We start from the raw sequence: 26,886 nt of genomic DNA on the forward strand, positions 1-26,886 counted from the left end.
GGCCATGCCATGGTCTTCCAACATCGCTCACCACGCGCGCCCCATTGAAGCAGGTTCGTCACCATGAATATCAAGCAAAAACTGATATGGGCGTTTTTGACCATCGCGTCGGTGCCCGTCATAGCCGTCGCCATCGTCGTCATCCTTAATGTCAGGAGCGATGCACGGCAGCAATTTGTGGATAGCAGTAGCCGCGAAATGCGCCAGGTCGAGAACGCGATGAACCTCTTCTTCGAAGGCATCGAACAAAACGTTGCCTACCTCGCCGCCTTGCCCGAGATTACCGAGGCCCGCGACCTGAAAGATTTCACCACTGCGGACGCGGCCTCAACGCCACTGCCGGAGAGTAATCGCAGGCTGCTCGGGTTGTTCGACCATTTCGCCAAAACCCATCCTGCGACCGCCTACCTGTCGCTCGGTCACACAGATGGCTCCTACGCGGGCTGGCCGGAAGACCCACGCATGAGTAACTACGATCCTCGCGTTCGCCCCTGGTACAAGGAGGCGATGGCCAAGCCCGGACAGATCGTGCAGAGCAGCGTTTACTATTGGGCTCAGGACGATGTGGTGCTGATCAACAGTGGCCACACCGTCACTAATGCTCAAGGCGAGATAGTCGGCGTGTTTGGTCTCGATGTGTCGCTCAATCAACTGACCTATCTGGTCAAGCAGATCAAGTTGGGCGAAAGCGGCTATCTCATGCTGGTGGAGAAAGGCGGCAACGTACTGGCTGACCCCAGCAACCCCAAGCACAACTTCAAGTCACTCTCAGAACTGGGCGGCGCCTACGCCGAGCTAGCCAATGCCAAAGGCTTGCTTGAAGTGGAAATCAACGGCACCACCTATATGGCCAACGTATGGTCGTCAGAGAAGCTCGGCTGGCAGTTCATCGGTCTGATCGAGCGCGACGAGGTCATGTCCCGCGCCAACAGCCTGACCCTTCAGATCGCCATCGTCGCAGCCGTATTGGCGATCGCTTTTGCCATGATAGGCGCCGCCTTCGCAGGCCTGATCGTACGTCCCATTCGCAGCGTGGCCGGTGGTCTGGAAGGAATCGCCCAAGGCGAGGGCGATCTCACGCACAGCCTTGACGTGAGAGGCAAAGACGAAACAGCGGTGCTTGCGCGCTGGTTCAATCAATTCCTGGGCGCGATTCGCAACCTGATACAGCGCATCAGCAACGCATCCACCGATCTGAGCGCCGCCTCCGACAGTGCGACGCGGGTTGCCGCCGACATGCATGATGCCGCTGAGCGTCAGCGCGGAGCGGTCGAATTGGTGTCAACCGCCTTCAACGAAATGGTCGCAACCGCCAATGAAGTAGCTCGATCCTGCAGCGGAGCAGCCACTTCGGCTGACGCAGGGCAGCGGCAGGTTCACGACGGCCAACATCAGATCGACGAGGCTACTGGCAGCGTCTCCCAGCTGAGCGAAAACCTGCTTCACTCAACCCAGTCCATGCAGGAGCTCGAACAGGACAGCCGCAACATCAACACCATTCTCGACACCATTCGCTCAATCGCCGAACAGACAAACCTGCTAGCACTCAACGCTGCCATCGAAGCAGCTCGCGCCGGCGAACAGGGACGGGGCTTCGCCGTGGTGGCGGACGAAGTTCGCGCCTTGGCAAAGCGTACGGCCGACTCAACCGGTGAAATCGACGGCCTTCTTGGCGGTCTCGCCAAGCGCACTCAGGATGTAACCAAGCAGATGCAAAGCAGCTTGGAAATGTCGCAAGCCAGTGTCGCGCGGATACAGAAGGCTCGCGACAGTTTTGAGCATATACGCGGCTCAGTTGACCATATTCGCGACCAGAACGCGCAGATTGCAACAGCAGCGGAAGAACAACATCAGGTTGCCGAGGACATCCACCGGCACATCACGCAGATTCATGAAGATGCCCTGTTGGTAGAGCAACTGGCTGGCTCCGCACAAGCCGATTCAAAGCGCCTGTCAGACATGTCTGGGGAACTGCGCGGTCTGGTTGGACGCTTTCGTACCTGAGAAGCGTAGCGTCAGCCCTGCACCAGCCTTTGCAACGCGGCGCGGTCCAGGCAGCGATAGCGAAACGAGGGCCGGCCGATCTGCCCGTAGTGAAAGGATTCTTCCAGCAGCTGTGCATCGCTCAGATGCTTGAGGTACTTGCGTACCGACACGCGCGACATGCCGGTGGCAGACAGCAGCGTTTCGCTGGTGAAACCGTCCTCGTCCAGCGCCAGGATCGCCTGCGCCACCTGCGCCAGCGATGCCGGTGTCAGCCCCTTGGGCAGGTCGCCGGGGCGGCGCAGGTCGGTGGCGGGCGCCTGGCTGAACAGCCGGTCGATATCGCCCTGGCCGAGCTGATCCGGCAGGCGGGACAGCGCATCGCGGGCACGGCGGCAGGCCTCGACCGCATCGCGGAAGCGCTCGAAACTGAACGGTTTGACCAGGTAATCCCGCGCGCCGAGGCGTTGCGCCGCGCGCACGGTCTCGATCTCCGAAGCGGCGGTGATCAGCACGGCATCGGTGTTGCGGTCCTGCGCGCGCAGATGGCGCAGCACCTCCAGCCCGGAGCGATTGCGCAGGTAGACGTCGAGCAGAAGCAGGTCCACCGCCTCGCGCTCCAGCAACTCGAGCGCGGCCGGCACGCTCTCGCACTGGCCGACCAGCTCGACGCCCTCGAGCCGGGCCAGGTAATCGACGTTCAGGCGCATGACCATCGGGTCGTCCTCGACGATCAGCACGCGCATGACTGCTTTCATGATTCGACGTCTCCCGCGGCGCTCCGATAGGGCAATTCAACCTCGAACAGGCTGCCACGACCGGCCTCGGAATACACCGCCAGGCTGCCGCCCCAGGCCTCGACCTGTTCCTGCACCGCGGCCAGGCCGATGCCACGCCGCTCGCCCTTGGTGGATACGCCGCGCTGGAAGATCTGCTCGCGCACTGCGGCTTCGATTCCGCCACCGCTGTCCTGCACGTGCAGCGAGAGCAGCGCTTCGTCGTAGTCCAGCGTCAGGTTGACCCGTCGCTCGTCCTCGTCGGCCACCGCTTCGAAGGCGTTCTCCAGCAGGTTGCCGAGGATGGTCACCAGGCCATGGATCTGCTCGGGCACGGCGGCCGGCACCGGGTGTTCGACATCCACCTGAAAGAGGATGCCGCGCTCGCGGGCCTCGCTCTGCTTGCCGAGCAGAAAGCCCGCCAGCACCGGTTCACCGATCCCCTCGACCAGTGATGTCGCCGGCGCCAGCTGGTGATCGGCGAGGTCGCGCAGATAGGCGCGCAGGGCATCCAGATCACCCATCTGTGCCAGCCCGAGCAGCACGTGCAGCTTGTTCTTGAATTCGTGGGTCGCCGCCCGCAGCGCTTCGGCATAGCGGCTGACACCGGTCAGCTGCTCGGCCAGGGCGTTGACTTCGCTCTTGTCGCGGAAGGTCGCGATGGCGCCGATCACCCGGCCCTGATGACGGATCGGCGCACGATTGGCGAGGATCGCCCGACCGTTGAGGCTGAACTCACGATCCCGCTGCTCGGTTGCGCTGGCCAGCACCTCGGGCAGGCCACTGTTGGGCAAGTATTCGGCGATCGGCCGGCCCAGCGGTGGTTTGCCGAGGCCGGTGCTGGCCAGCAGGCGCTCGGCGGCGGGGTTGACCAGGGTGATGCGCGCCTGGTCGTCGACCGCCAGAACGCCTTCGCGCACCGAGGCCAGCATCGCCTGACGCTCCTCCACCAGCCAGGTGATCTCATAGGGTTCCAGCCCCAGCAGCACGCGCTTGATATAGCGTGCCAGCAGGTGCGCACCGAGGGCGGTGACCAGCATCAACGCCAGTACACCGAGCACCACGCCGCGCTGATGAGCCTTGAGCAGCTCGCCGAGCGAAGCCAGGGTGACCCCCACCGAGACGGCACCGAGCACCGCTCCCTCGTCGTTCAGCACCGGAGCGAAACCGCGAATACTGCGCCCCAGACTGCCATCGGCACGCGAGGCATAGGTCTCGCCGGTCAGCGCCGGGCCTTCGTCGTCACCGCGAAAGGCCTGGCCGATGCGGGCAGGCTCCGGGTGCGTCAGGCGCTGGGCACGCGGGTTCATCACCACGATGAAGTCCACGCCCAGGCGCTGGCGCAGGCCATCGATGTCCCGTTGCAGCGGATTACCGGGACTGAAGTCGACATCCGGGCTGGCCAGCGCTCGCTGCACATCGGTGCGTGCGGCCACGCTCTGCGCCAGGTTGGTCACCCGCGAAGCCTGCCCCTCTTCGAGGGTGTCCTGCAGCTGCACGTTGAACAGCCAGAGGGCGAGCGCCAGCGCCAGCACCACCATGACGGCGACCAGCAGCGAGATCAGCGTATTCAGGCGCAAGCGCACAGCCATCACTCCAGTGCATGAGCGGACGCTCGACGCGCCGCGCTAGAGGGCCGGATCGAGCCAGCCCGGGGCTCCAGGGTCAAGCTCGGCTCCACTTTTTTTAGTTTCGTAATGGTTTTTTAACTTCGCCAAACATTGGCCGCGAAGCATCTCTGCTTAAGGTAGCCCCGGCGTGGTTGTCCGACTGCGCATTCGCAAACATCACCCGTACGTGCGCCGCCTGGCCGCCACGTTCGAAGGAGTACAACAATGAATCGGACCACGCTGAGCGCTGCCGTGCCTGAAGGCAGCCCGAACATTCCCCTGCTGTCCCAACGCATCTTCAACCTGCCGTTGCCTCTGTTCGCCATCGCCTTGCTCGTCATGGCCGCCGCCATCACTACCGACACGCTGCCCAGCGGCATGATCGGCGCGCTGCTGGTGATGATGCTGCTCGGCGAGCTGCTTGGCTTCGCCGGTGACCGCCTACCGATCATCAAGACCTACCTCGGCGGCGGCGCGATCCTCGCGCTGTTCGGCGCCGCGGCGATGGTCTATTTCGGCTGGCTGCCGACAGCCGTGGCCGATGACGTCGCCAGCTTCATGAAGGGCGGCGGCTTTCTCGACTTCTATATCGCCGCGCTGATCACCGGCAGCATCCTCGGCATGGACGCCAAGGTGCTGGTCAAGGTCGGCTCGCGCTACGCGTTGCCGCTGCTCTGCTCGGTGCTGTTCGCCGCGCTGTTCGCCATGGCCGTGGGCGCGCTGCTGGGTTTCTCGCCGCAGGATGCGGTGGTGGTCATCGCCATGCCCATCATGGGCGGCGGCATGGGCGCCGGCGCGGTACCGATGAGCCAGATCTACGAGCAGCTGCTCGGCCAGCCGGCCAGCTACTACATCTCGATCCTGGTGCCGGCCCTGGCGCTGGGCAACGTCTTCGCGATCATCATCGCCGGGCTGCTCAATGGCCTCGGCAACCGCTATCCATCGCTGACCGGCAACGGCCAGATGATGCCCGGCGTGGACGTCAACGAGAAGGAAGGGGCTATCACCCTGCCGGCGCTGGGCGTCGGTCTGGTCGCGGCGCTGAGCTTCTTCGTCGCCGGGCAGATTCTCGGCGAGTTCGTGCCGCTGCATCCCTACGCCCTGATGATCGTGCTGGTGGCGCTGCTCAAGGTGACCAATCTGGTGCCCGAGTCGATCAACGACGCCGCCTCCCAGTGGTTCCGCTTCGTCGCGCGCAACTGGACGTTCGCCCTGCTGTTCGGCATCGGCGTGGCCTTCACCGACCTCGGTCAGGTGATCGACGCCATCTCGCTGACCTATGTGCTGATCGTTTTCGCCGTGGTCGCCGGTGCGGCATTCGGCGCGGGCCTGGTAGGCAAACTGGTGGGCTTCTACCCGATTGAATCGGCGATCACCGCCGGGCTGTGCATGGCCAACATGGGCGGCACCGGCGATGTCGCGGTATTGTCCGCCGCGCGTCGCATGTCGCTGATGCCCTTCGCACAGATATCCTCGCGCCTGGGCGGCGCGCTGATCCTGCTGATCTCCAGCGTGGTGGTGCCGCTGTTCTTTACCTGAGCGACGGTGATCCTGGAATGAAAAAGCCCCGGCCTTGCGGTCGGGGCTTTTTTGTTCGGCGAACGGGCTGCGTCAACCGCGGAAGTAGTTGACCCGCCGATTCAGCTCCTCGGCCAGCATGGTCAGGTCCTGGCTGGAGGACGCCACCTGATTCGATGCAGCGGAACTGGCGACAGTCGAGTCGTGGATGCGCGTGACGCTCTGGTTGACCTCTTCCGCCACCGCGCTCTGCTCCTCGGAAGCCGTCGCGATCTGCGCGTTCATCTCGTTGATCGAGCCCACTTCCTGACGAATCTTGGTCAGCGCATTTTCCGCCTGCAGCGTCTGTTCGACGGTCTGCTGCGCCAGCAGCTTGCTCGACTGCATTACCTCCACCGCCCTGCCAGCGCCAGCCTGCAGCGAGGCGATCATCTCGCTGATCTCGCTGGACGACAGCTGCGTGCGGTTGGCCAGCGAGCGCACCTCGTCGGCCACCACCGCGAAACCACGGCCATGCTCGCCGGCACGGGCCGCCTCGATTGCGGCGTTGAGCGCGAGCAGGTTGGTCTGCTCGGCGATGGCGGTGATGACCTGCAGGATCTTCTCGATGTCGCCGCTTTGCGCCGAGACCTGATTGACGGTTTCGGTCGCGCTCTCCAGCACCTTGGCCAGGTTATGGATGGAGATGGCCGTCTCGCCGACGATCCGCGTACCGGTCTCGACCTGCTCGTCGGCGCTCTTCGCCGCAGCCGCGGCACGGGCGGCGAAGCTCGCGACCTCGTTCACCGTCGTGGCCATCTGGTTGATCGCCGTGGCGACCTGCTCAGCCTCGGCCGACTGGTGCTGGATCTGCTGATTGCTGTTCGCCGATGAGGTACGCAATTCACCCGAGGCGACGCCGACGCCAACGGCGGCCGCGCGCACCTCGGCGATGATCGAGGTCAGCCGGCTGGCCATCTTCGCCGTCGCACCCATGACGCTGTCTGGGTACGGGGTGACGATCACCTGGCCGAGATCGCCGTTGGCCAGATTGCCGATCACACGGGCCACCTCGTCGGGTTCGGCACCGAGGGTCGAACGCAGCTTGCGGATGATCACCACGGCGATGGCCACACCCAGCAGAACCGCTACGCCGGTCACCGCGACGATGAGCGCGAGGAAGCCGCTGGCGGTTTCGCGGACCACGGTCACGTCCTGATTGATGCTCGATTCCTGGTGATCGATGAACGCGTTGATCAGCCGCAGCCACTCGCTATAGGCCCCGGCGACGTTTTCCAGGAGGAATTCGTAGGCGCGCTCCGAGCCCTCGCTGAAGCGCAGTTCGACCACCTGCTGGGTCAGCGCGTTGGTCTTCGCCTCGATGGTCTCGATCTGCAGCATCAGCTGGCGCTCGAGGGCATCGGCGGAGGGCTGCGCAAGCATCGCCTTCATCGGCTGCGCCGAATCGGCATACAGCTGCGCCAATCGTTCGATTTCCGCCACCTGCTGCCGGGCGAACGCCGGATCGGCCGCACTGACTGCGTCCCGCACGGCAATCGCGCGGTCATGCACGCTGCCGCGGAAGTTGATCGCATAGCGCTGCTTCAGGCCGGCCTGCGAGCTGATCTGGCTCATGCTCCGGTCGATGATGTCGACTTTGAGCGCACTGACCACGGCGACCGCCACCATCAGCGCCAGGATCACCAGAAACCCCAGGCCCAGGCGCATGGATACCGACATCTGCTTGTTCATCGAACACTCCTCTAGCCAGACTGCGAGGCAGCCATTCAGTCAGTCGTTGATGCTCCGAGCGATACTCAGAGCGGGGCAAAACTTGTACAACATAATGTCACCGTGACATCACCTGTACAAGTTTTATCGACGAACTGCCGGCCGAAAGCGGCGGAATAAGAGCGCTCCAGTGTTCGCAGTGAAATATCGCAGGCTCAAATACGCTGCTTGCAGAGGTCCTGTACAATTTTTCTGAAATCGCCCACCGGTCAGTGTGACAACTGTCTCGATCACCACACCGGAGCACCGGGCCCGGCAATCGCCAGACAGCAAAAAGGCGCCCGAAGGCGCCTTTCTGTGGTCTCGCAACGGTGTCAGACCTTGCTGCGCTCGAAGCGCTTGCGGTCGTTCTCGTTGAGGTACTTCTTGCGCAGGCGGATCGACTTCGGCGTCACTTCGACCAGCTCGTCGTCAGCAATGAGCATCCATGTTGTCGTGATCCATGCCGGCGATGCCGTTCGGAGGCTGGCGTAGACGATCGGGAAGTCGAGGCTCGTCGGTGGCGACGAGGTTGTCGAACAGGTCGAAGATCTGGCATATGGCCCAGTCAGGTCGCGCGCCCAGACGGTAGATTTTGTTCACCACGACGATCGAACCAAGCCGGGCTTGAAAGCCTTCTGGGTCACGAAACGGGCCTGAATGATCGCAATATTCGCCACACGTCGCCGACGCGTTAAGCCCATCGCCCCGCCCGACAAACAACGGAACCCGCGAACACGACATGAACTGTCGTGCGGCTGCGCCATGCTTGATTCCGGCTCCCGCCGTCAGAGATGACGGCTACGCGCCAGCTGTCACTTGCCAATACCCGCTCGGCTCGCAACCAGCCATAAACCCAGCAGAGGAATCCAGCATGAAAAACATTCATGCCATGATCGGTCTCGTTGTAGTTCTCCGCAAAGCCTATGCGTTTCATGACGAATTTCGTCAGCTCAAGGAGAAGGACAAGTGGTCCGCCAGATGAAGCCAGCGGAATGCGGAAACCATCGGCTGAAACGAATCATGGCGAGTAGCCATCAAGCAGGATAAGCTGGCTATATTCGTGGCGTCACGTATCTGGCAGTTACAGGAAATATGTAAGGTAGTAACCCATGTCCGAAGCGGAGGATACGCTACTCAGGTTGTTCACTTTGTTGCGCCTGATTCCCGAATACCCAAGATATGTTTCCTCTCCCACGCTGCTGGAAAAACTGCACGAGCGTGGATTCTCGGTGGATCTGCGCACCGTCCAGCGGGACCTGAATCGACTCTCCATCCCCTTCTCGCTGATCAGTGATGAAAGTAGTGGCCGTTATCGCTGGAGTCACACCAAGGACACCCCGCTCGACCTCAGAGACATGGAGCCGTCGACGGCACTCGCGCTCGTCCTGGCCGAAAGTCATCTGAAGAGCTTGCTGCCGCAGTCGGTCATCAATCTGTTGGGTCCGCAGTTCAACAAGGCACGCAATTACTTGGAAGACCTCGGCCAGAACGATCTCGCACACTGGGCGCGCCGTGTGCGTGCCCATCCCAACGACAAGGCCCTGCTGCCCGCCCAGGTGCATGCCGCTGTCTGGCGAGAAGTGTCGACCGCCCTGCTGGAGCGCCGGCGGCTCAGGGTCTCCTACCTCAGCCGGAGCAAGGCCGAGCGCAAGGAGCTGCTGCTGCACCCCGCTGGCCTGGTTTCCCGTCACTCCATCAGCTACCTGATAGGCACCGTCGACGGCTATGGCGACCTTAGCCAGTTCGCGATGCATCGCATTCAGCAGGCTGAATGCCTGGAGGTCGCCGCCGATTGCAGCGAGCCCCTCGTTGTCGACCATTACATCCGAAACGGCCTCAATGCCTCGCCCCTGATAGACGATGTGGAACTGGTAGCGGACGTGTCACCACAGATCGCCTGGCTCCTCAAGGAAACCCTGCTGAGCACCGACCAGAGCCTGGAACCACTTGCCGAGGGCGACTGGCAGCGCCTGCGCGCTCGGGTCCCGCAGGATCAGGAAACGCTCTGGTGGATCTTCGGGCTGAACGACAACATCCAGGTTCACGAACCGACGGTATGGCAAACACAGATCCGCTCCAAACTGGAACTGATGCGTCGTCGCTACGAAGCGACGGCGCCGACCCTCAAGGCAACACCATGAACGAGCTCTGGCAACACCTGGAAGCCTGGCTGGCCACATATGACCCGGCTCGCCAGGCAGACCTCAACCCTCCGGCTGACGACACCGCCATAGCGGCTCTGGAACAGCTGCTGGGCAAGCCCTTGCCCGCTGACTTCACCGCCTGCCTGAAAGTCCATGATGGCCAGCGTGGGCAGGCCGGCTGGCTGTTCGACGACTACGAATTCCTCTCGAGCCGGCAGATCACGCTGAGCTGGTCCGCCTGGACGGCCCTGCTGGAAGGTGGTGACTTCGCCGCGCGTACCCCCGAATCCGATACCGGCATCAGAGCGTCCTGGTGGGACAAGGCATGGCTGCCCTTCGCCTCCGACGGCGGCGGCGATTATCTGTGCCTGGACCTCGCTCCGGCCGATCAGGGCCATTACGGGCAGGTGATCGAGGTACTTCACGACATGCCCCAGCGCACGCTACTCGCACCCTCCTTCGCCGACTGGTTCGGTAATTTCATCATGCGCAAGACCGCCTGAGATAACTCCCATGGAACCTACGCTCACCACGATGACGCGCGAGCAGCGCCTGCAGAAGCTGTTCGACGACTGCCAGCAGCAGGTACTTTCCCAAGTCATCGGCACGTTCGGCCTGTCCACCGCCATGTTCAAGGACGTCGACCGCAACGGCGGGAACGTCACCACGCTTCATAACTTCGCGCGCGAAGACGACGACTACGTCGCTACCGACTCCGACAAGAAACTCCACGAACACTCGCGCAAGAAGTACGACAAGCAGGTACGCGCGGAGTACGAGATCAAGACGCAGGAAAACGCCGATACGGCAGGCGGAAAAACCTGGAATGACAAGCGCGACGAGCGGATAGCCCAATCCCGGGACGAGTACACCGGACAAACCGTGCGCGCCGACGGCACAGTGGAGCTGAAGAACGGCGAAGAAGCGCGTGCCGAACTGGATCACGTCGTCTCCATTTCGGAAACGCACAGTGACCCCAAAATGCATCTCGCACTTGGGCAGGTGTCCGAGGACGGCGAGACCGTAGACGTCAGCCGCATTCGTGAAGTGGTCAACAGCGATGAGAACCTGGCCCTTACCAACCAGCCCCTCAACGGGTCGAAAGGCGACGAGGACCTGCGCGAGTGGGCTGCCAAGGAACGTGAGAACGGCGAAACCAACGCGCAGAAATTCGGCGCGGATGAGGAACTGATCCAGGAAAAACACGATACTGCCCGCAAGCACATCGATAGCACGGCGAACCGGGCACTGCTCAAGAAGCAGGCCACGGAGCTGCTTGCTACGGGCGGCAAACAGGCCGCTTTGATGGGGGCTCGCCAAGCGCTTGGCATGTTGCTGACCGAGTTGGTCAACGCTCTGTTCAACGAGGTGAAAGCGCTCATCCGGCATGGCGTCGAACTGGGTGAGTCGCTTTTGAGGAAGATCAGCCAGCGCCTGATGCATGTGGCCGAACAGGTGGCACGGAAGGTGCCGACGGCGCTCTCGCAGATGATCCAGGGTGGTGTCAGCGGTTTCGTCAGCAACCTGCTGACCTTCCTGCTGAACAACTTCCTGTCCACCGCCAAGCGCTTCGTCAGCATGATCCGCGAAGGCCTGCTTGGCCTGTTCCGTGCGGCCAGGATGATGCTCTTTCCACCTGCACACATGACCCAGGCCCAGGCCCTGCAGGAAGGCCTCAAGCTTCTCGGCACCGTGGTGATCAGTTCGGTGGGCATCCTGCTGTCGGAAACTGTCGCCACCTTCATGGCCACCATTCCCTTTCTCAAGCCCTTCGCCGACTTGCTCACGCCCGTGCTGGTAGGCATCGCCAGCGGCCTGCTGTCGGCGTTTCTGGCGTACCAGATCGACTGCCTCTTCGATCGCCATGCCCGGGGGGAGCGCCTGCTCGACGAACTGATAGCAGATGCAGCGAGGCGAGAGGTCTTTGCCGCCGAACTGGTGACGCTATCCGAAGCGTCGCTCGGCAATGTCGAGCGCTATACCCAATCGATCGAGCTGTACCGCCAGACGGGCGCAACCTTGGGCAATGCAGGCATTGCATCAGCCGCAGCACTGGCCAGCCTCGACAGCGCCGTGGCCAGCACCCGAGAACAGGTCGAGAAAAGCCGACGCATGATCAATTACATCAACGAGAGCCAGGCAGAAATCGAAGAATTCCTGAAACCCCTCTGAACCAGCCCACGCGGGCTCATCGCGCGAAGGGCGTGATGCACCGCGTATTCGACCGCCCCAACCCATGCAGCCTCGACAGGACAGCCAATGCCCCTCGAAACCACAGCGCCCGCCGTCACCAAGTCCGGCGCGGAAAACTCCCAAGAACTGCAGATCGTGCAGGCATTTTCCAACCTGAGCGTGCCCGAGCGAATCATCCAGCAGAGCAACATCAAGGAACTGCTGCACGGCCTCAACGACGACCAGCAGAAGGTCCAGTCCGAAGCCAAGCGCCTGGCCAAGCTCAGGCAGGAGAAAAAAGAGGGAAACTTCGTCGGCAACTGGTTCTACGGTCGCAGCGACAAGATCCAGGAAGCACAGTTGGACCTCAACGCCTCGATCGGTCAACTGACGCAGAAATCGTCCCAGTTACTGGTGGTCAACACCGCCATCTCAAAGGTACTGAGCGACCAGCAGATTCTGCTGTTGCAACAGCAGAATCTGCTGAAGAAGCAGGCTGAAGAACTCCAGGCGCAGAACGAGAGAATCCTTGCGCAACAGATTCAGCTGGGCGAACAACAGGACGCGATCAATGCCGCGAATCAGGGACTTCTGGAAGCCAAGGGCCTGACTCAGGAGCAGGCACAGAAACTGGTGGGCTGCGTACGTCTCGTGACCGAAGCCGAACAGCGGATCGACAGCGCCGGCCAGGCATTGCGCAACAACCTGGAACAGCAGATGGAGGAAGTTGAAAAGCACTGTCTGAATCGCTTGGCGGCGGGGCTCGATGAGGTGGAGCGGCGCCAGGTGGAAAACGAAAGGCGCCTGGCCGATGCGATGGACGTACAGGCGCAGCAGAACCGCACCGAGTTCACCCAACTGGCAGAGGAAAACCAGACGTTTCACAAGCAGCTTCTGCAGGATGCACAAGCGTTCGAGGTGCAACAGAGCGAACGAGCTGCCTCACAGGACAGCCGCATCGCTACGCTGAGCGAACAGCATGCCGCCCAGGCTGAAAGGCAGGACCAGTGGCAGCTGGCTCATAGCCACAGCATGCAGGAACGAATCGAAGCCCACGAAGCCGACGTCAAGCATCGCTCAGCGGCAATGGAAGAATCCCTGGTCCGGTCACTCGAAAGCCAGCGTGAAAACCTGACGAATTCACAGGAGCAGTTGGCCGACCATCTGAGCGCTCTGGTGGCCAAGCAAGCGTTGAGCCTGTCGCATCAGCGCCTGGTGCTCGTCGGCGCCACCGTGTTGTCCATCGCCTCGCTGGGATGGCAGGCAGCGCAGCACTGGGCACTACTCTGAAGCGACGCGGCACGGCCTGGGTAGCCAGTTCCGTCTTTCGCCGCGCAGCGGCGAGAGCGGAGCGTGCACCGCAAGCCCCATACCCGACAGCCGTTCTAGCACCCTGCTGGTCGCGCGGTTTTCTGAGACAACTGAGCCATCGACCGCGCTAGCTGGCGCAGGCCGTCTCTATCTTGCTGCTCGGTGGACATCTCATCCTCTATTTCACGCCGTATCTAGCGACGATGCTTGGAACGACCGACGTTTCCACGGTGAGCGGACTGCCCTTGCTGATCGGCCTGGCGGCTCTGGGCGGCTATCTGGGCAACCGGCTGGCCGAGCGCGTCGGCCTCGTCTAGCCATGGTGATTTTTCTCACCTTCTGCCTGGCACTGCGACATTCCGCTGAGCTTGCACAGCGCCATCTTCATCCCGAGCGTGATGCCCTGGAGACCATCAGCTGTATGGTTTCTCCGGTCGTGCAAAGCTTCCGGCTCCATAGCGCCCCAGCCAGCAGCAGTACCGGAGCCTCCCTGAACACCTCGGTGAGGCACCTTGGGATGGGCCTGGGTGCGGCTATCGGCGGGCTCGTCATTGCGCTTGCTGACGTTGGCTGGCCCCCTGGATCGGTCTTGGCCTGACGGTACCGGCATTACTCTGTAATTGGCGCTGCTACCTACTAGAGAAGCGCTGCCCAAGGCCCGACCGAAGTGTTGATGCCAGCCTGCCATTCGCTCCTTTGATCAAAACCATGCCCCATAGGATCTAAGGCCAGGCACCGCCTGGATTGCAATCAAGCCTAAAACAACAAAGGCGCCCGAAGGCGCCTTTGTCTTACTGCAACAGTGTTTAGACCTTGCTGCGCTCGAAGCGCTTGCGGTCGTTCTCGTTGAGGTACTTCTTGCGCAGTCGGATCGACTTCGGCGTCACTTCCACCAGCTCGTCGTCGGCGATGAATTCCAGCGCCTGCTCGAGGGTGAACTTGATCGGCGGAACCAGGGCGATGACTTCGTCCTTGCCGGAAGCGCGCATGTTGTCGAGCTTCTTGCCCTTGGTGGGGTTGAGCACCAGGTCGTTGTCACGGCTGTTGATGCCGCACAGCTGGCCTTCGTAGATCTCGTCGCCCGGCGCCAGGAACAGCTTGCCGCGCGCCTGCAGTGTTTCCAGCGAGTAGGTCAGTGCGGTACCGGTAGCCATCGAAACCAGCACGCCGTTCTGGCGGTTGGTCACTTCGCCGGCCTTGATCGGGCCGTAGTGACTGAAGGTCGAGGTCAGGATGCCGCTACCCGAGGTCATGGTCAGGAAGTTGTTACGGAAGCCGATCAGGCCGCGCGCCGGGATGGTGTATTCCAGGCGTACACGGCCCTTGCCATCCGGAACCATGTTGCTCAGGTCGCCCTTACGCAGGCCCATCTGCTCCATCACCGGACCCTGGTGCTGCTCCTCGATGTCGATGGTGACGTTCTCGTACGGCTCCTGCTTGTCGCCGGCCTCGTTCTCGATGATCACCACTTCCGGGCGGCCTACGGCCAGCTCGAAACCTTCACGACGCATGGTTTCGATCAGTACCGAAAGGTGCAGCTCGCCACGACCGGAAACCTTGAACTTCTCAGGGCTGTCGCCCGGCTCGACGCGCAGGGCGACGTTGTGCAGCAGTTCCTTCTCCAGACGGTCCTTGATGTTGCGGCTGGTGACGAACTTGCCTTCCTTGCCGGCGAACGGCGAGTCGTTGACCTGGAAGGTCATGCTCACGGTCGGCTGGTCGACGGTCAGCGGCGGCAGGGCCTCGACGGCGTTCTGGTCGCACAGGGTGTCGGAGATGTACAGCTCGTCCATGCCGGATACGCAGACGATGTCGCCAGCTTCGGCTTCCTGGACTTCAACGCGCTGCAGACCGGAGTGGCCCATGATCTTCAGGATGCGGCCGTTGCGCTTCTTGCCGTCAGCACCGATGGCGGTAACCGGGCTGTTGGCCTTGATGGTGCCGCGAGCGATGCGGCCGATGCCGATCACGCCGAGGAAGCTGTTGTAGTCCAGCTGCGAGATCTGCATCTGGAAAGGACCGTCGAGGTCTACTTTCGGCGACGGAACGTGGTCGATGATGGCCTGGAACAGGGCATCCATGTTGTCGTCCATCTTCTCGTGGTCCATGCCGGCAATGCCGTTCAGGGCACTGGCGTAGACGATCGGGAAGTCCAGCTGCTCGTCGGTGGCGCCGAGGTTGTCGAACAGGTCGAAGATCTGGTCGATAACCCAGTCAGGACGCGCGCCCGGACGGTCGATCTTGTTCACCACGACGATCGGACGCAGGCCGGCCTTGAAGGCCTTCTGGGTCACGAAGCGCGTCTGCGGCATGGGGCCGTCCTGGGCGTCGACCACCAGCAGTACGGAGTCGACCATGCTCATCACGCGCTCGACTTCACCGCCGAAGTCGGCGTGGCCGGGGGTGTCGACGATGTTGATGTTGTAGCCGTTCCACTTCAGCGCGGTGTTCTTCGCCAGGATGGTGATGCCGCGTTCCTTTTCCTGGTCGTTGGAGTCCATCACGCGCTCGTTTTCCAGCTCCTTGCGGTCCAGGGTGCCGGACAGACGCAGCAGCTTGTCGACGAGGGTGGTCTTGCCATGGTCAACGTGGGCGATGATGGCGATGTTGCGTAGATTCTCGATCACTGATTCTTTTCTCTGTAGATAGCTTCGAGCTGAGGCTGGAAGCTGGAAGTAGTCCGGACGAAGACAGTCTGTCCGAGGGTTGTACGGCCTGGCCTTGCGATCAGTGCCGGTCGGGAGGGCGGTGGCGGATGCTACCGCCAAGCAGCCCCGGCTGTTTCACCGATGAGTCAGGCCGGACGATAGACGCGTACATTGACATGCCCCTCGCTCAGCAGATGGTGAGCATGCAGGCGGCTCATGACACCTTTGTCGCAATACAGCAGGTACTGGCGGTTTTCATCCAGCTCCTTGAAGCGGTTGTTCAGTGCATAGAACGGCAGCGTCTGAACTTCGATGCCCGGCAGCTCGAGCGGTTCGTCCTCGGCGGCATCGGGGTGACGAATGTCGAGGATGACCTGGCCAGCGCTCGGCTCGACGACTTCTTCCACCTGCAAATCCTGGCCCAGCTCGTCGATCACGCGGTCGATGGCAACCTGGCGGGCATTCGCCAGCGCACGTTCCAGGATAGCCATGTCGAACTGCTTTTCTTCATGCTCGATACGATAGCGCTTGGCCTTGGTGGTCGGGTTCACCGAGATCACGCCGCAGTACTCGGGCATGTTCTTGGCAAACTCGGCGGTGCCGATCTCGAAGGCGGTGTCGATGATGTCCTGCTTGTGGCTGGCGATCAGCGGGCGCAGCACCAGCATGTCGGTGGCCGAGTCGATTACCGAGAGGTTCGGCAGGGTCTGGCTGGAGACCTGCGAGATCGCCTCGCCGGTAACCAGCGCGTCGATGTGCAGGCGCTCGGCGATCTGCGTCGAGACGCGCAGCATCATGCGCTTGAGGACGACACCCATCTGGCTGTTGTCGACCTTCTGCAGGATTTCGCCGACCACTTCCTCGAACGGCACGCTGATGAACAGCACACGGTGCGAGCTGCCGTACTTCTTCCACAGATAATGAGCGACTTCCATCACGCCCAGCTCGTGGGCACGCCCGCCGAGATTGAAGAAGCAGAAATGCGTCATCAGCCCGCGGCGCATCATCTGATAGGCGGCGACGGTGGAATCGAAACCACCGGACATCAATACCAGCGTCTGCTCCAGAGCGCCCAGCGGGTAGCCGCCGATGCCGTCATGCTGCTCGTGCACGACGAACAGGCGCTGGTCGCGGATCTCCATGCGCACTTCGACTTCCGGTGTTTTCAGCGAAATACCGGCGGCGCCGCACTGCTGGCGCAGCTGGCTGCCAACGTGGCGCTCGACGTCCATGGAGCTGAACGGATGCTTGCCGGCACGCTTGCAGCGCACGGCGAAGATCTTGCCCGGCAGGCGCTCGGCGTAGTGCGCCTTGCATCTGGCGACGATGTCGTCGAGATCGCCCAGCGGGTACTCGTGCACTTCCAGGCAATGGGCGATGCCGGGCGTGCAGCGCAGGCGCTCGATCATCTCGCGCAGCAGCTTCGGCTCGCTGCGCACGGTTTCCACCTCGATGTTGTCCCACACGCCCTCGACCCGCAGGTCGGGATCGAGCTCGCGCAGCACGGTGCGGATGTTCTTCGCCAATTGGCGAATGAAGCCCTTGCGCACCGGCGGGCTCTTGATGGTGATTTCGGGGAAAACCTTGACGATCAGCTTCATGGAAACAGCGCGGCGCCGATGTGGCAGGAAAAGAGGGGCGCGGAGTATAGCGGAAACTGCTCAACATTTAACCGCTTTCTTCAAACGCAGCAGAACGCACCAAAAGAATGCACATTACCGGCGAGCCGCACCAATACCGCGCATCAATCCAGTGCAGCAGCTACGCTTTGAGACGCGCAAACGCTGCCGCAGCGCTGCCAGCGGCCTGCAGTCCCAAGAAAGAGCACTGGCATGCAATTTGCTCCCTTGTGAGGCAGGTCGCCTTGGCGGAACATCGCCGCCCGGCTTCACCCTGATTCGGAAGCTCACTGTCACGCTTCCACCACTTGGAGAACACCATGTCGAAGTCGCTTCAACTGATCAAAGATTACGATGTGAAGTGGATTGATCTGCGCTTCACCGATACCAAAGGCAAGCAGCACCACGTCACCGTTCCGGCTCGTGATGCCCAGGATGAAGACTTCTTCGAGCACGGCAAGATGTTCGACGGCTCCTCCATCCATGGCTGGAAAGGCATCGAAGCCTCCGACATGATCCTGATGCCGGTCGACGAAACCGCCGTGCTGGATCCGTTCACCGAAGAGCCGACCCTGATCCTGGTCTGCGACATCGTCGAGCCGAGCACCATGCAGGGCTACGATCGCGATCCGCGCTCCATCGCCAAGCGCGCCGAAGAGTTCCTGAAAGGCACCGGCATCGGTGACACCGTATTCGTCGGCCCGGAGCCGGAGTTCTTCATCTTCGACCAGGTCAAGTTCAAGTCGGACATCTCCGGCTCGATGTTCAAGATCTACTCCGAGCAGGGCTCCTGGATGACCGACCAGGACGTCGAAGGCGGCAACAAGGGCCACCGCCCGGCCGTCAAGGGCGGCTACTTCCCGGTTCCGCCGTGCGATCACGACCACGAAATCCGTACCGCCATGTGCAACGCCATGGAAGAAATGGGCCTGGTCGTCGAGGTTCACCACCACGAAGTGGCGACTGCCGGTCAGAACGAGATCGGCGTGAAGTTCAACACCCTGGTTGCCAAGGCTGACGAAGTTCAGACCCTGAAGTACTGCGTACACAACGTCGCCGACGCCTATGGCAAGACCGCGACCTTCATGCCGAAGCCGCTGTATGGCGACAACGGTTCGGGTATGCACGTACACATGTCCATCTCCAAGGATGGCAAGAACACCTTCGCTGGCGAAGGCTATGCCGGCCTGTCCGAGACCGCCCTGTACTTCATCGGCGGCATCATCAAGCACGGCAAGGCGCTGAACGGTTTCACCAACCCGTCGACCAACTCCTACAAGCGTCTGGTCCCGGGCTTCGAAGCACCGGTCATGCTGGCCTACTCGGCCCGCAACCGTTCCGCCTCGATCCGTATTCCGTACGTTTCCAGCCCGAAAGCCCGTCGTATCGAAGCGCGCTTCCCGGACCCGGCTGCCAACCCGTACCTGTGCTTCGCTGCACTGCTGATGGCTGGCCTGGACGGCATCCAGAACAAGATCCATCCTGGCGATGCAGCCGACAAGAACCTGTACGACCTGCCGCCGGAAGAAGGCAAGCTGATCCCGCAGGTGTGCGGCAGCCTGAAGGAAGCCCTCGAAGAGCTGGACAAGGGCCGCGCGTTCCTGACCAAGGGCGGCGTGTTCTCTGACGAGTTCATCGATGCCTACATCGAGCTGAAGTCCGAGGAAGAGATCAAGGTGCGCACCTTCGTGCACCCGCTGGAATACGACCTGTACTACAGCGTCTGATCCAGCTCGCGTGACAGGAAGGCCACCCTCGGGTGGCCTTCTTCGTTTCTGCAGTCCGGCGGCGGTTCGTGCAGCTTGTCACGCCTCGCAAATCCCACCGATCGCACTTGCCTGCAACTCGGCGCAGTGCAAGGCTTCGGCAGTCCAACTCCGCGGAGTCTCCCATGCGTAGCGCACTGTTCAGCCTGCTGTTCATTCTCAGCCTTCCGGCCTTCGCCGAGATCTACAAGTACACCGATGCACAAGGCAATACGGTGTTCACCAATCAGCCACCGGAGGGTGTCCAGGCCGATACCGTCGACCTGCCGCCAGCCAATACGGTAAATATCCGCACGCCCGAACCGCCGCCACCACTGCCGGACAGCCAGCAGACGCAGTCGGCCCCTTACCAGACACTGATGCTGAGCGGGATTCCCGATGAAGAAGCCCTGCGCGCCAACAACGGCACCTTCGTCGTCAGCGCGCTGCTGGAGCCGCCGCTACGACCCGGCCACAGCTTGCGCTTCGTGCTGGACGGCATTCCCCAGGCTGCCGCCAGTGCCGCAACCTCGCTGCAACTGAACAATGTCGAGCGGGGCGAGCACCGTCTACACATCGAGGTGCTGAGCGGCGAGAAGGTCATCCAGCGCAGCCAGCCGGAGCTGTTCACTGTGCAACGGGTGAATACCTCCAGCCCGGCATTGCGTCCGAAGCCTCCGAGGCCTGCTCCTTGATCATCCTGCGGCAGACCCTGGCCGTCGCACTGCTGGCGGCCGCCCTGCCCTGCCTTGCCGGCGTCTACTCCTATGTCGACGTCGAGGGCAATCGGGTCTTCACCGATCGCCCGGCCGGCGAGGCGGCCGAAGAAGTACACCTCAAGCCGTCCAACAGCATGCCTGCGCCGCCGATGTCGGCCGCACGCCCTACGGAACCGGCAGCACCGAAAGCCGCGAGCATCATCTATCAGTTGCGCATCCTCAGCCCGACGGCGGACGAAGCGATCCGCAACAACGCCGGCAATGTCAGCGTCACCGTGCAGGCCGAACCGACGCTACACCCCGGCCACGCCTATCAGGTACTGCTCGATGACCAGCCGTTCGGCGCACCCGGCGAACAGACTTCCTTCGCCTTGAGTAACGTCGATCGTGGCACCCATCAGCTGGCGGTGGCTGTCGTGGATGAACAGGAGCGCGTCCTGCAACGCACCGCGAACCAGCCCTTTCACCTGATACGCACCTCGCTGGCCCAGCGGCGCATGGTCAATCCTTGCCAGAAGGCCGATTACGGCGTTCGCCCGGAATGCCCGCTAAAGGACAAGCCGGTAGAAAAACGCGACATTCCCTTCGTGCCCTTTCTATGATCATGGGGTGCACCTGTTTGGTGCGCCCATCAGGTGAGCGGATCGCTCGTCACCAATTTGGGTCACCGGACAGCCCGTAGGGCTGCAGCATCACGCCGATCCGCGCCGCAATGGCGCGTTTGGTTTGGTTCTTGCATTTCCTGCCTGAACTTCCGGACGCAGACCAGCCATGATCAACGAAGCCCTGCAACGCCTGCTGATCGACAATCTGACTACCGCGACGCTGTTGCTCAACTCGCGCCTGCGCCTGGAGTACATGAACCCGGCTGCCGAAATGCTGCTGGCCGTCAGCGGCCAACGCAGCCACGGACAGTTCATCAGCGAGCTGTTCACCGAGTCGCCGGAAGCCCTGGCGGCCCTGCGCCAGGCGGTTGAAGAAGCCCATCCGTTCACCAAGCGCGAAGCCACCCTGACCTCCGCCACCGGCCAGACACTGACCGTGGACTACGCGGTGACCCCGGTACTGACCCGGCAGGAAACCATGCTGTTGCTGGAAGTGCTGCCGCGCGACCGCCTGCTGCGCATCACCAAGGAAGAGGCCCAGCTGTCCAAGCAGGAAACCACCAAGATGCTGGTGCGCGGCCTGGCCCACGAGATCAAGAATCCGCTGGGCGGCATTCGCGGTGCGGCACAACTGCTGGCCCGCGAGCTACCCGAAGAACACCTGAAGGACTACACCGAAGTCATCATCGAGGAGGCCGACCGCCTGCGTAATCTGGTCGACCGCATGCTCGGCTCTAACAAGCTGCCGTCACTGTCGATGACCAACATTCACGAAGTGCTCGAACATGTCGCCAGCCTGATCGAGGCGGAATGCCAGGGAAGCATCATTTTGGTGCGCGATTACGACCCAAGCATTCCCGAAGTCCTGATGGACCGCGAACAGATGATCCAGGCCGTGCTCAATATCATGCGCAACGCCATGCAGGCACTGGCCGGGCAGAACGAGCTGGGCCTCGGCCGTCTCACCCTGCGCACCCGCACACTGCGGCAGTTCACCATCGGCCATATTCGTCATCGCCTGGTGACACGCATCGAGATCATCGACAACGGCCCGGGGATTCCCGCCGAACTGCAGAACACGCTCTTCTACCCGATGGTCAGCGGCCGCCCGGACGGAACCGGCCTGGGCCTTGCCATCACCCAGAACATCATCAGTCAGCACCAGGGTCTGATCGAATGCGAGAGCCATCCTGGCCACACCGTGTTCTCGATCTTCCTACCGCTGGAACAAGGAGCCACATCAGCATGAGCCGAAGCGAAAACGTCTGGATCGTCGACGACGACCGCTCCATCCGCTGGGTCCTGGAAAAGGCCCTGCAACAGGAAGGCATGGCCACGCAGAGCTTCGACAGCGCCGACGGTGTGCTGGCCCGCCTCGCCCGCCAGCAGCCGGATGTGATCATCTCCGACATCCGCATGCCCGGCCTCAGCGGTCTGGACATGCTCTCGCAGATCCGCGAGCAGTACCCTCGCCTGCCGGTGATCATCATGACCGCGCATTCGGATCTGGACAGCGCGGTGGCCTCCTACCAGGGCGGCGCCTTCGAATACCTGCCCAAGCCGTTCGACGTCGACGACGCCGTCTCGCTGGTCAAGCGCGCCAATCAGCACGCCCAGGAGCAGCAGAACCAGCAGGAACCGGCCAACCGCCACCACACCCCGGAGATCATCGGCGAGGCGCCGGCGATGCAGGAGGTGTTCCGCGCCATCGGCCGGCTCAGCCATTCCAACATCACCGTACTGATCAACGGCGAGTCCGGCACCGGCAAGGAGCTGGTGGCCCATGCCCTGCACCGCCACAGCCCGCGTTCGGCGTCGCCATTCATCGCGCTGAACATGGCGGCTATCCCCAAGGATCTGATGGAGTCGGAGCTGTTCGGCCACGAGAAAGGCGCCTTCACCGGTGCGGCCAATCAGCGCCGCGGCCGCTTCGAGCAGGCCGACGGCGGCACCCTGTTTCTCGACGAGATCGGCGACATGCCGGCCGATACGCAGACCCGCCTGCTGCGCGTGCTGGCCGATGGCGAATTCTACCGGGTCGGCGGCCACACGCCGGTACGCGTCGACGTGCGCATCATCGCCGCCACGCACCAGGACCTGGAAACGCTGGTGCAGGCCGGCAAGTTCCGCGAGGACCTGTTCCACCGCCTGAACGTCATCCGCATCCACATTCCACGCCTATCCGATCGTCGAGAGGACATCCCGGCACTCGCCGAGCACTTCCTCGCCAGCGCCGCGCAGGAGCTCTCGGTGGAAACCAAGGTGCTCAAGCCGGAAACCAAGGAATACCTGCAGCACCTGCCCTGGCCGGGCAACGTGCGCCAGCTGGAGAACACCTGCCGCTGGATCACGGTGATGGCATCCGGCCGCGAAGTGCATGTCGACGACCTGCCGCCGGAGCTGCTCAACCAGCAGGCCGAGGCACAGCCCGCGCACAACTGGGAACAGGCGCTGCGCAACTGGTCCGATCAGGCCCTGGCGCGCGGCCAGAGCAACCTGCTCGACGAGGCGGTGCCAGCCTTCGAACGCATCATGATCGAGACCGCGCTCAAGCACACCGCCGGTCGCCGCCGCGACGCCGCGCTGCTGCTCGGCTGGGGTCGCAACACCCTGACGCGCAAGATCAAGGAGCTGGGCATGCGCGTCGATGGCAGCGATGACGATGACGGTGACGACAGCTGAACGCGGCTGACACCACACCGAGCGTACCGATGAACCCCGCACTTGGAGGGGTTCATCGTTTTTAGCGCCCTGCCAAGGGCGTCACCTGGATCATGGCTGCTTGTCGGCCGCCACCTGCACGGCGATACGCCAGCCACTATCGTGGCGTTCACCGTGCCATTGCCCCAGCAGTCGCCGCGCCGCCACCAGATGCAGCAACAGGCCTTTCCCGGTCTGCTGCACGCGCCAGGCCACTGGCATGCCGTCGATCTGCAGCTGTCCGGATTGCGGCTCGCCCTCGGCCTGGAACAGCAGGGCGAACGCCCCTTCGAGGTGCTCGTCATATACCTCGGGCTCGCGGTCGAACTGCAACGAAAGGCCTTGCGGCTGCACCTCCACCAGTGCCAGTTGCACCGGCCCCGGCGCGGTGAGCCGGCCGATCATCAGCCCCACCAGCAGCCCGATCAGCACCAGCGAACCGAAAAAGGTCCGGCGTATGCGGCGCATCGGGTCCTGCGCCCCGGTAGAATGCCGCCGGTCTTCAACCTCGGTGCTGCGCATGTTTCACGTGATCCTGTTCCAACCGGAAATTCCGCCCAATACCGGCAACATTATCAGGCTCTGCGCCAATACCGGCTGCCACCTGCACCTGATCGAGCCGCTGGGTTACGAGCTGGACGACAAGCGCCTGCGCCGCGCCGGCCTCGACTACCACGAGTACGCCACGCTGGAGCGCCACGCCGACCTGCCGAGCTGCCTCGCGCGGATCGGCATCGACGCCGCAAACGCAGACGGCCCGCGGCTGTTCGCATTCACCACCAAGGGCTCGCAGCCGTTTCACGAGGTGCACTACCGACGCGGCGACGCCTTGCTGTTCGGCCCCGAAAGCCGCGGCCTGCCGCCGGAGATCCGCGACGCACTGCCCAACGAGCAACGCCTGCGCCTGCCGATGCGCCCCGACAGCCGCAGCCTGAACCTGTCCAACACCGTGGCCGTCGCGGTGTACGAGGCCTGGCGCCAGCACAGCTTCGCCATGGAGTGAGCGGTACAACCTTGTGACAAAGGGTCCTGAACGATCCGCCGTGGTCCCCGTCGTAAACAGACAAGCTCCCTTGGCAGCAGGAGAAACGACGTGTCCCAGACCAAGTTCAGGCCCTACCACGCGCCCGCGGGCGGCTGGGGGGTCAGCCTACTCCGTCGCCAACATCCTGCTGCGTGAGCGCGTTTCGCCGGCCGGTATCGGTCTGCTGCTCAAGCAGAATAAACCTATCGACGGTTTCGCCTGTGTCAGTTGCGCCTGGGCCAAGCCGCATCCGTCACGACTACTGTCCTTCTGCGAGAACGGCGCCAAGGCGACTGCGTGGGAAACCACGTCGCTGCGCTGCGGCCCGGAATTCTTTGCCAGGCACAGCGTTAGCGAACTGCTCAACTGGAGCGACTACGATCTCGAGCAGCAGGGCCGGCTGACCCAGCCGCTGCGCTACGACGCCGCCAGCGATCACTATCAGCCGGTCAGCTGGGATGAAGCTTTCGCCGAGATCGGTGCCGAGCTCAAGGCCATGGCCGATCCCAATCAGGTGGTGTTCTACATGTCCGGCCGCGCGGCGCTGGAAACGGCCTACATGTATGGCCTGCTGGCGCGGCTGTACGGCACCAACAACCTGCCGGACAGCTCCAACATGTGCCACGAGAGCACCTCGGTGGCGCTGCCGGAGAGCATCGGCGTGCCGGTGGCGACCGTCACCCTGAACGATTTTGAGCACACCGACGGGCTGTTCTTCTTCGGCCACAACACCGGCACCTCCAGCCCGCGGATGCTGCATCAGTTGCAGGAAGCCCGTGAGCGCGGCGCGCAGATCGTCACCTTCAATCCGCTGCGCGAGCGCGGGCTGGAGCGCTTCGTCAATCCACAGTCACCGCGCGAAATGCTCACACCAGACAGCACGGTGATCAGCACCCAGTATCACCAGCTCGCCATCGGCGGCGACATGGCCGCCATCGCCGGCATGTGCAAGGCGCTGTTCGAAATGGACGACCAGGCCGTCGCCGAGGGTCGCAAGCGCGTGCTCGACGTGGACTTCATCGAGCAGCACACCCATGGCTTCGAGGATTTCGAACAGCGCATCCGCAGCTACAGTTGGGCGCAGCTGGAACGCCGTTCGGGGCTCAGCCGCGCCGCGCTGGAAGCGGCAGCGACCGTCTATGCACGCTGCGGACGGGTGATTGCGCCTTATGGCATGGGCCTGACCCAGCACCGCTACGGTGTGCAGACCATCCAGATGCTGGTCAACCTGCTGCTGTTGCGCGGCAACATCGGCAAGGAAGGCGCAGGTATCCTACCGGTGCGCGGTCACTCCAACGTGCAGGGGCAGCGCACCGTCGGCATCACCGAAAAGGCGGCAAAGGTGCCGGCGGACAACCTGCGCCGGCAGTTCGGCTTCGAGCCGCCAAGCGATGACGGCGTGAACACCGTGGAGGCTTGCGAGGGCATTCTCGATGGCAGCATCCGTGGCTTCATCGGCCTGGGTGGCAACTTCGTCCGCGCCATTCCCGACACCCTGCAGATGGAGCCGGCCTGGCGTAGGCTGCGGCTGTCGGTGCAGGTGTCGACCAAGCTCAATCGCAACCACCTGATCACCGGCGAGGTGTCCTACATCCTGCCCTGCCTGGGGCGCACCGAGATCGACCGTCAGGCCACCGGCGAGCAGCGTCACACCACCGAGGACAGCACCGGCTGTATCCGGGCCTGGTGCGGGGCCGCCGAGCCGGCCGGCGAACTGTTGTTATCGGAGCCGGCAATCATCGCGCGGCTGGCCAAGGCCACACTGACACCCAACCCGATGCTGGACTGGGACGCCTGGGTCGCGGACTACAGCCTGATACGCGACGCCATTGCCGAGAGCTACCCGGAGATCTTCCACGACTTTAACGTGCGCATGATGGAGCCCGGCGGCTTTCATCGCCCGCTTGGCGCCAGCGAGCGACGCTGGGATACCGAGTCCGGCAAGGCCAACTTCATCAACCCGCCATCGCTGGTTGCCGACCCCGACACCGAAGATGACGGCCACGAGCAGCACGACGTGCTGCAGATGATGACGCTGCGCAGCAACGACCAGTTCAACACCACCGTCTACGGCTACGACGACCGCTTCCGCGGCATCCATGGCACTCGCGCGGTGATCCTGATGAACCGCAACGACATCGTCCGCCTCGGCCTGGCCGAAGGCGACCGCATCGAGGCGATCACCGTGGTCGACGATGGCGTGCACCGCGCGGTCAGCCCGTTGCGGGTCACGCCGTACGATATCCCCGAAGGCTGCTGCGCCGGCTATTACCCGGAATGCAACGCGCTGCTGCCGGTCTGGCACCATGCCGAACGCAGCAAGGTGCCGGCGGCCAAATCGATTCCGGTGCGCCTGCGCAAGCTGATCGCCGCGTCGGTTGCCGGCGACGTGCCGCGCCAGCCCAGTCGCCCGCAGCGCAGCGAACAACCCGGGCCGGCCTAGCGCCTCGTGCAGACCACGGCTGTCGATGAACCTCGCCGACAGCCGTTGAAAAGCCGGCAGCAGTCCCCCATATCAACCGCATTCGGGCATTCATCGCCCCGCAGTGTGGAGATTTTC

Annotated in this window: 20 protein-coding genes and 2 pseudogenes; 14 read left to right on the forward strand and 8 right to left on the reverse strand. The window is 62.8% G+C overall.

Annotated elements, in window-relative coordinates:
• Positions 1-63 precede the first annotated feature (63 nt).
• Positions 64-2,004, forward strand: coding sequence for a methyl-accepting chemotaxis protein (locus CW305_RS13435; protein WP_044315367.1), 1,941 nt, complete (start codon positions 64-66; stop codon positions 2,002-2,004).
• Positions 2,005-2,015: 11 nt separating this feature from the next.
• Here CW305_RS13435 and CW305_RS13440 read toward each other — a convergent pair whose 3' ends face one another.
• Both CW305_RS13440 and dcuS read right to left on the reverse strand, forming a co-directional pair.
• Complete coding sequence (locus CW305_RS13440) at positions 2,016-2,741, reverse strand: response regulator (protein WP_044315368.1); 726 nt, start codon at positions 2,739-2,741, stop codon at positions 2,016-2,018.
• The gene (gene dcuS, locus CW305_RS13445) at positions 2,738-4,345 is read right to left on the reverse strand and encodes a DcuS/MalK family sensor histidine kinase (protein ID WP_104098207.1); all 1,608 of its coding nucleotides are present in this window, start codon (positions 4,343-4,345) and stop codon (positions 2,738-2,740) included. Before dcuS ends, CW305_RS13440 begins: the two co-directional genes overlap by 4 nt.
• A gap of 249 nt (positions 4,346-4,594) precedes the next feature.
• Here dcuS and CW305_RS13450 point away from each other — a divergent pair, with 249 nt between their 5' ends.
• Positions 4,595-5,908, forward strand: coding sequence for a 2-hydroxycarboxylate transporter family protein (locus CW305_RS13450; protein ID WP_104098125.1), 1,314 nt, complete (start codon positions 4,595-4,597; stop codon positions 5,906-5,908).
• Between the two features lie 72 nt (positions 5,909-5,980).
• On the opposite strand, the gene CW305_RS13455 is transcribed toward CW305_RS13450, so the two are convergent.
• The 3 genes and pseudogenes from CW305_RS13455 to CW305_RS13460 form a co-directional block, all read right to left on the reverse strand.
• On the reverse strand, positions 5,981-7,618 hold the full coding sequence (locus CW305_RS13455; protein ID WP_104098126.1) for a methyl-accepting chemotaxis protein: 1,638 nt from the start codon (positions 7,616-7,618) through the stop codon (positions 5,981-5,983).
• Between the two features lie 353 nt (positions 7,619-7,971).
• Positions 7,972-8,076, reverse strand: coding sequence for a hypothetical protein (locus CW305_RS23930; RefSeq protein WP_332823398.1), 105 nt, complete (start codon positions 8,074-8,076; stop codon positions 7,972-7,974).
• Positions 8,077-8,080: 4 nt separating this feature from the next.
• Positions 8,081-8,295: pseudogene (locus tag CW305_RS13460) on the reverse strand (translational GTPase TypA); the annotation flags it as partial.
• A 453-nt stretch (positions 8,296-8,748) separates the two neighbouring features.
• Between CW305_RS13460 and CW305_RS13465 the strand changes: the two are divergent.
• From CW305_RS13465 to CW305_RS23450, 5 genes are all read left to right on the forward strand, one after another.
• Entirely contained in the window at positions 8,749-9,780 is a 1,032-nt protein-coding gene (locus CW305_RS13465; RefSeq protein WP_023444485.1) for a helix-turn-helix transcriptional regulator, read from the forward strand.
• Positions 9,777-10,286, forward strand: coding sequence for an SMI1/KNR4 family protein (locus CW305_RS13470; protein ID WP_023444484.1), 510 nt, complete (start codon positions 9,777-9,779; stop codon positions 10,284-10,286). Before CW305_RS13465 ends, CW305_RS13470 begins: the two co-directional genes overlap by 4 nt.
• Before the next feature lie 10 nt (positions 10,287-10,296).
• A complete protein-coding gene (locus CW305_RS13475; protein ID WP_031298464.1) occupies positions 10,297-11,955 on the forward strand; it encodes a hypothetical protein in 1,659 nt (552 codons plus the stop codon).
• Positions 11,956-12,042: 87 nt separating this feature from the next.
• The gene (locus CW305_RS13480; protein WP_023447096.1) at positions 12,043-13,245 is read left to right on the forward strand and encodes a coiled-coil domain-containing protein; all 1,203 of its coding nucleotides are present in this window, start codon (positions 12,043-12,045) and stop codon (positions 13,243-13,245) included.
• Positions 13,246-13,418: 173 nt separating this feature from the next.
• Positions 13,419-13,583 carry a hypothetical protein gene (locus tag CW305_RS23450; protein ID WP_023447095.1) on the forward strand — a complete coding sequence of 55 codons (165 nt, stop codon included), beginning with the start codon at positions 13,419-13,421 and terminating at the stop codon, positions 13,581-13,583.
• Between the two features lie 489 nt (positions 13,584-14,072).
• On the opposite strand, the gene typA is transcribed toward CW305_RS23450, so the two are convergent.
• Both typA and thiI read right to left on the reverse strand, forming a co-directional pair.
• Positions 14,073-15,893: a translational GTPase TypA gene (typA, locus tag CW305_RS13485; RefSeq protein WP_104098127.1), complete on the reverse strand. Its 1,821-nt coding sequence runs from the start codon at positions 15,891-15,893 to the stop codon at positions 14,073-14,075.
• Positions 15,894-16,060: 167 nt separating this feature from the next.
• Complete coding sequence (gene thiI, locus CW305_RS13490) at positions 16,061-17,515, reverse strand: tRNA uracil 4-sulfurtransferase ThiI (protein ID WP_104098128.1); 1,455 nt, start codon at positions 17,513-17,515, stop codon at positions 16,061-16,063.
• Positions 17,516-17,853: 338 nt separating this feature from the next.
• Between thiI and glnA the strand changes: the two genes are divergently transcribed.
• From glnA to ntrC, 5 genes are all read left to right on the forward strand, one after another.
• Positions 17,854-19,260 (forward strand): glutamate--ammonia ligase, encoded by a 1,407-nt coding sequence (glnA, locus tag CW305_RS13495; RefSeq protein WP_014821904.1) that lies wholly within the window; start codon positions 17,854-17,856, stop codon positions 19,258-19,260.
• 164 nt (positions 19,261-19,424) lie between these two features.
• Positions 19,425-19,973: a DUF4124 domain-containing protein gene (locus CW305_RS13500; RefSeq protein WP_104098129.1), complete on the forward strand. Its 549-nt coding sequence runs from the start codon at positions 19,425-19,427 to the stop codon at positions 19,971-19,973.
• The gene (locus tag CW305_RS13505) at positions 19,970-20,599 is read left to right on the forward strand and encodes a DUF4124 domain-containing protein (protein ID WP_104098130.1); all 630 of its coding nucleotides are present in this window, start codon (positions 19,970-19,972) and stop codon (positions 20,597-20,599) included. Before CW305_RS13500 ends, CW305_RS13505 begins: the two co-directional genes overlap by 4 nt.
• Before the next feature lie 169 nt (positions 20,600-20,768).
• Positions 20,769-21,851 (forward strand): nitrogen regulation protein NR(II), encoded by a 1,083-nt coding sequence (gene glnL, locus CW305_RS13510; RefSeq protein WP_046618528.1) that lies wholly within the window; start codon positions 20,769-20,771, stop codon positions 21,849-21,851.
• The gene (gene ntrC, locus CW305_RS13515; protein ID WP_014821908.1) at positions 21,848-23,284 is read left to right on the forward strand and encodes a nitrogen regulation protein NR(I); all 1,437 of its coding nucleotides are present in this window, start codon (positions 21,848-21,850) and stop codon (positions 23,282-23,284) included. Before glnL ends, ntrC begins: the two co-directional genes overlap by 4 nt.
• A 90-nt stretch (positions 23,285-23,374) precedes the next feature.
• On the opposite strand, the gene CW305_RS13520 is transcribed toward ntrC, so the two are convergent.
• On the reverse strand, positions 23,375-23,824 hold the full coding sequence (locus CW305_RS13520) for a hypothetical protein (RefSeq protein ID WP_104098131.1): 450 nt from the start codon (positions 23,822-23,824) through the stop codon (positions 23,375-23,377).
• On the opposite strand from CW305_RS13520, the gene CW305_RS13525 reads away from it, so the two are divergent.
• Together CW305_RS13525 and CW305_RS13530 are read left to right on the forward strand one after the other, a co-directional pair.
• Positions 23,823-24,305, forward strand: a complete 483-nt coding sequence (locus tag CW305_RS13525; protein ID WP_041015358.1) for a tRNA (cytidine(34)-2'-O)-methyltransferase — start codon at positions 23,823-23,825, stop codon at positions 24,303-24,305. The two genes, CW305_RS13520 and CW305_RS13525, sit on opposite strands and share 2 nt — an antisense overlap.
• Positions 24,306-24,395: 90 nt before the next feature.
• A pseudogene (locus CW305_RS13530) lies at positions 24,396-26,769 on the forward strand (FdhF/YdeP family oxidoreductase).
• The last annotated feature ends 117 nt before the right edge of the window (positions 26,770-26,886 follow it).

Origin of the sequence: Stutzerimonas kunmingensis, from assembly GCF_002929225.1 — a bacterium.
Classification (GTDB): Bacteria; Pseudomonadota; Gammaproteobacteria; order Pseudomonadales; family Pseudomonadaceae; genus Stutzerimonas.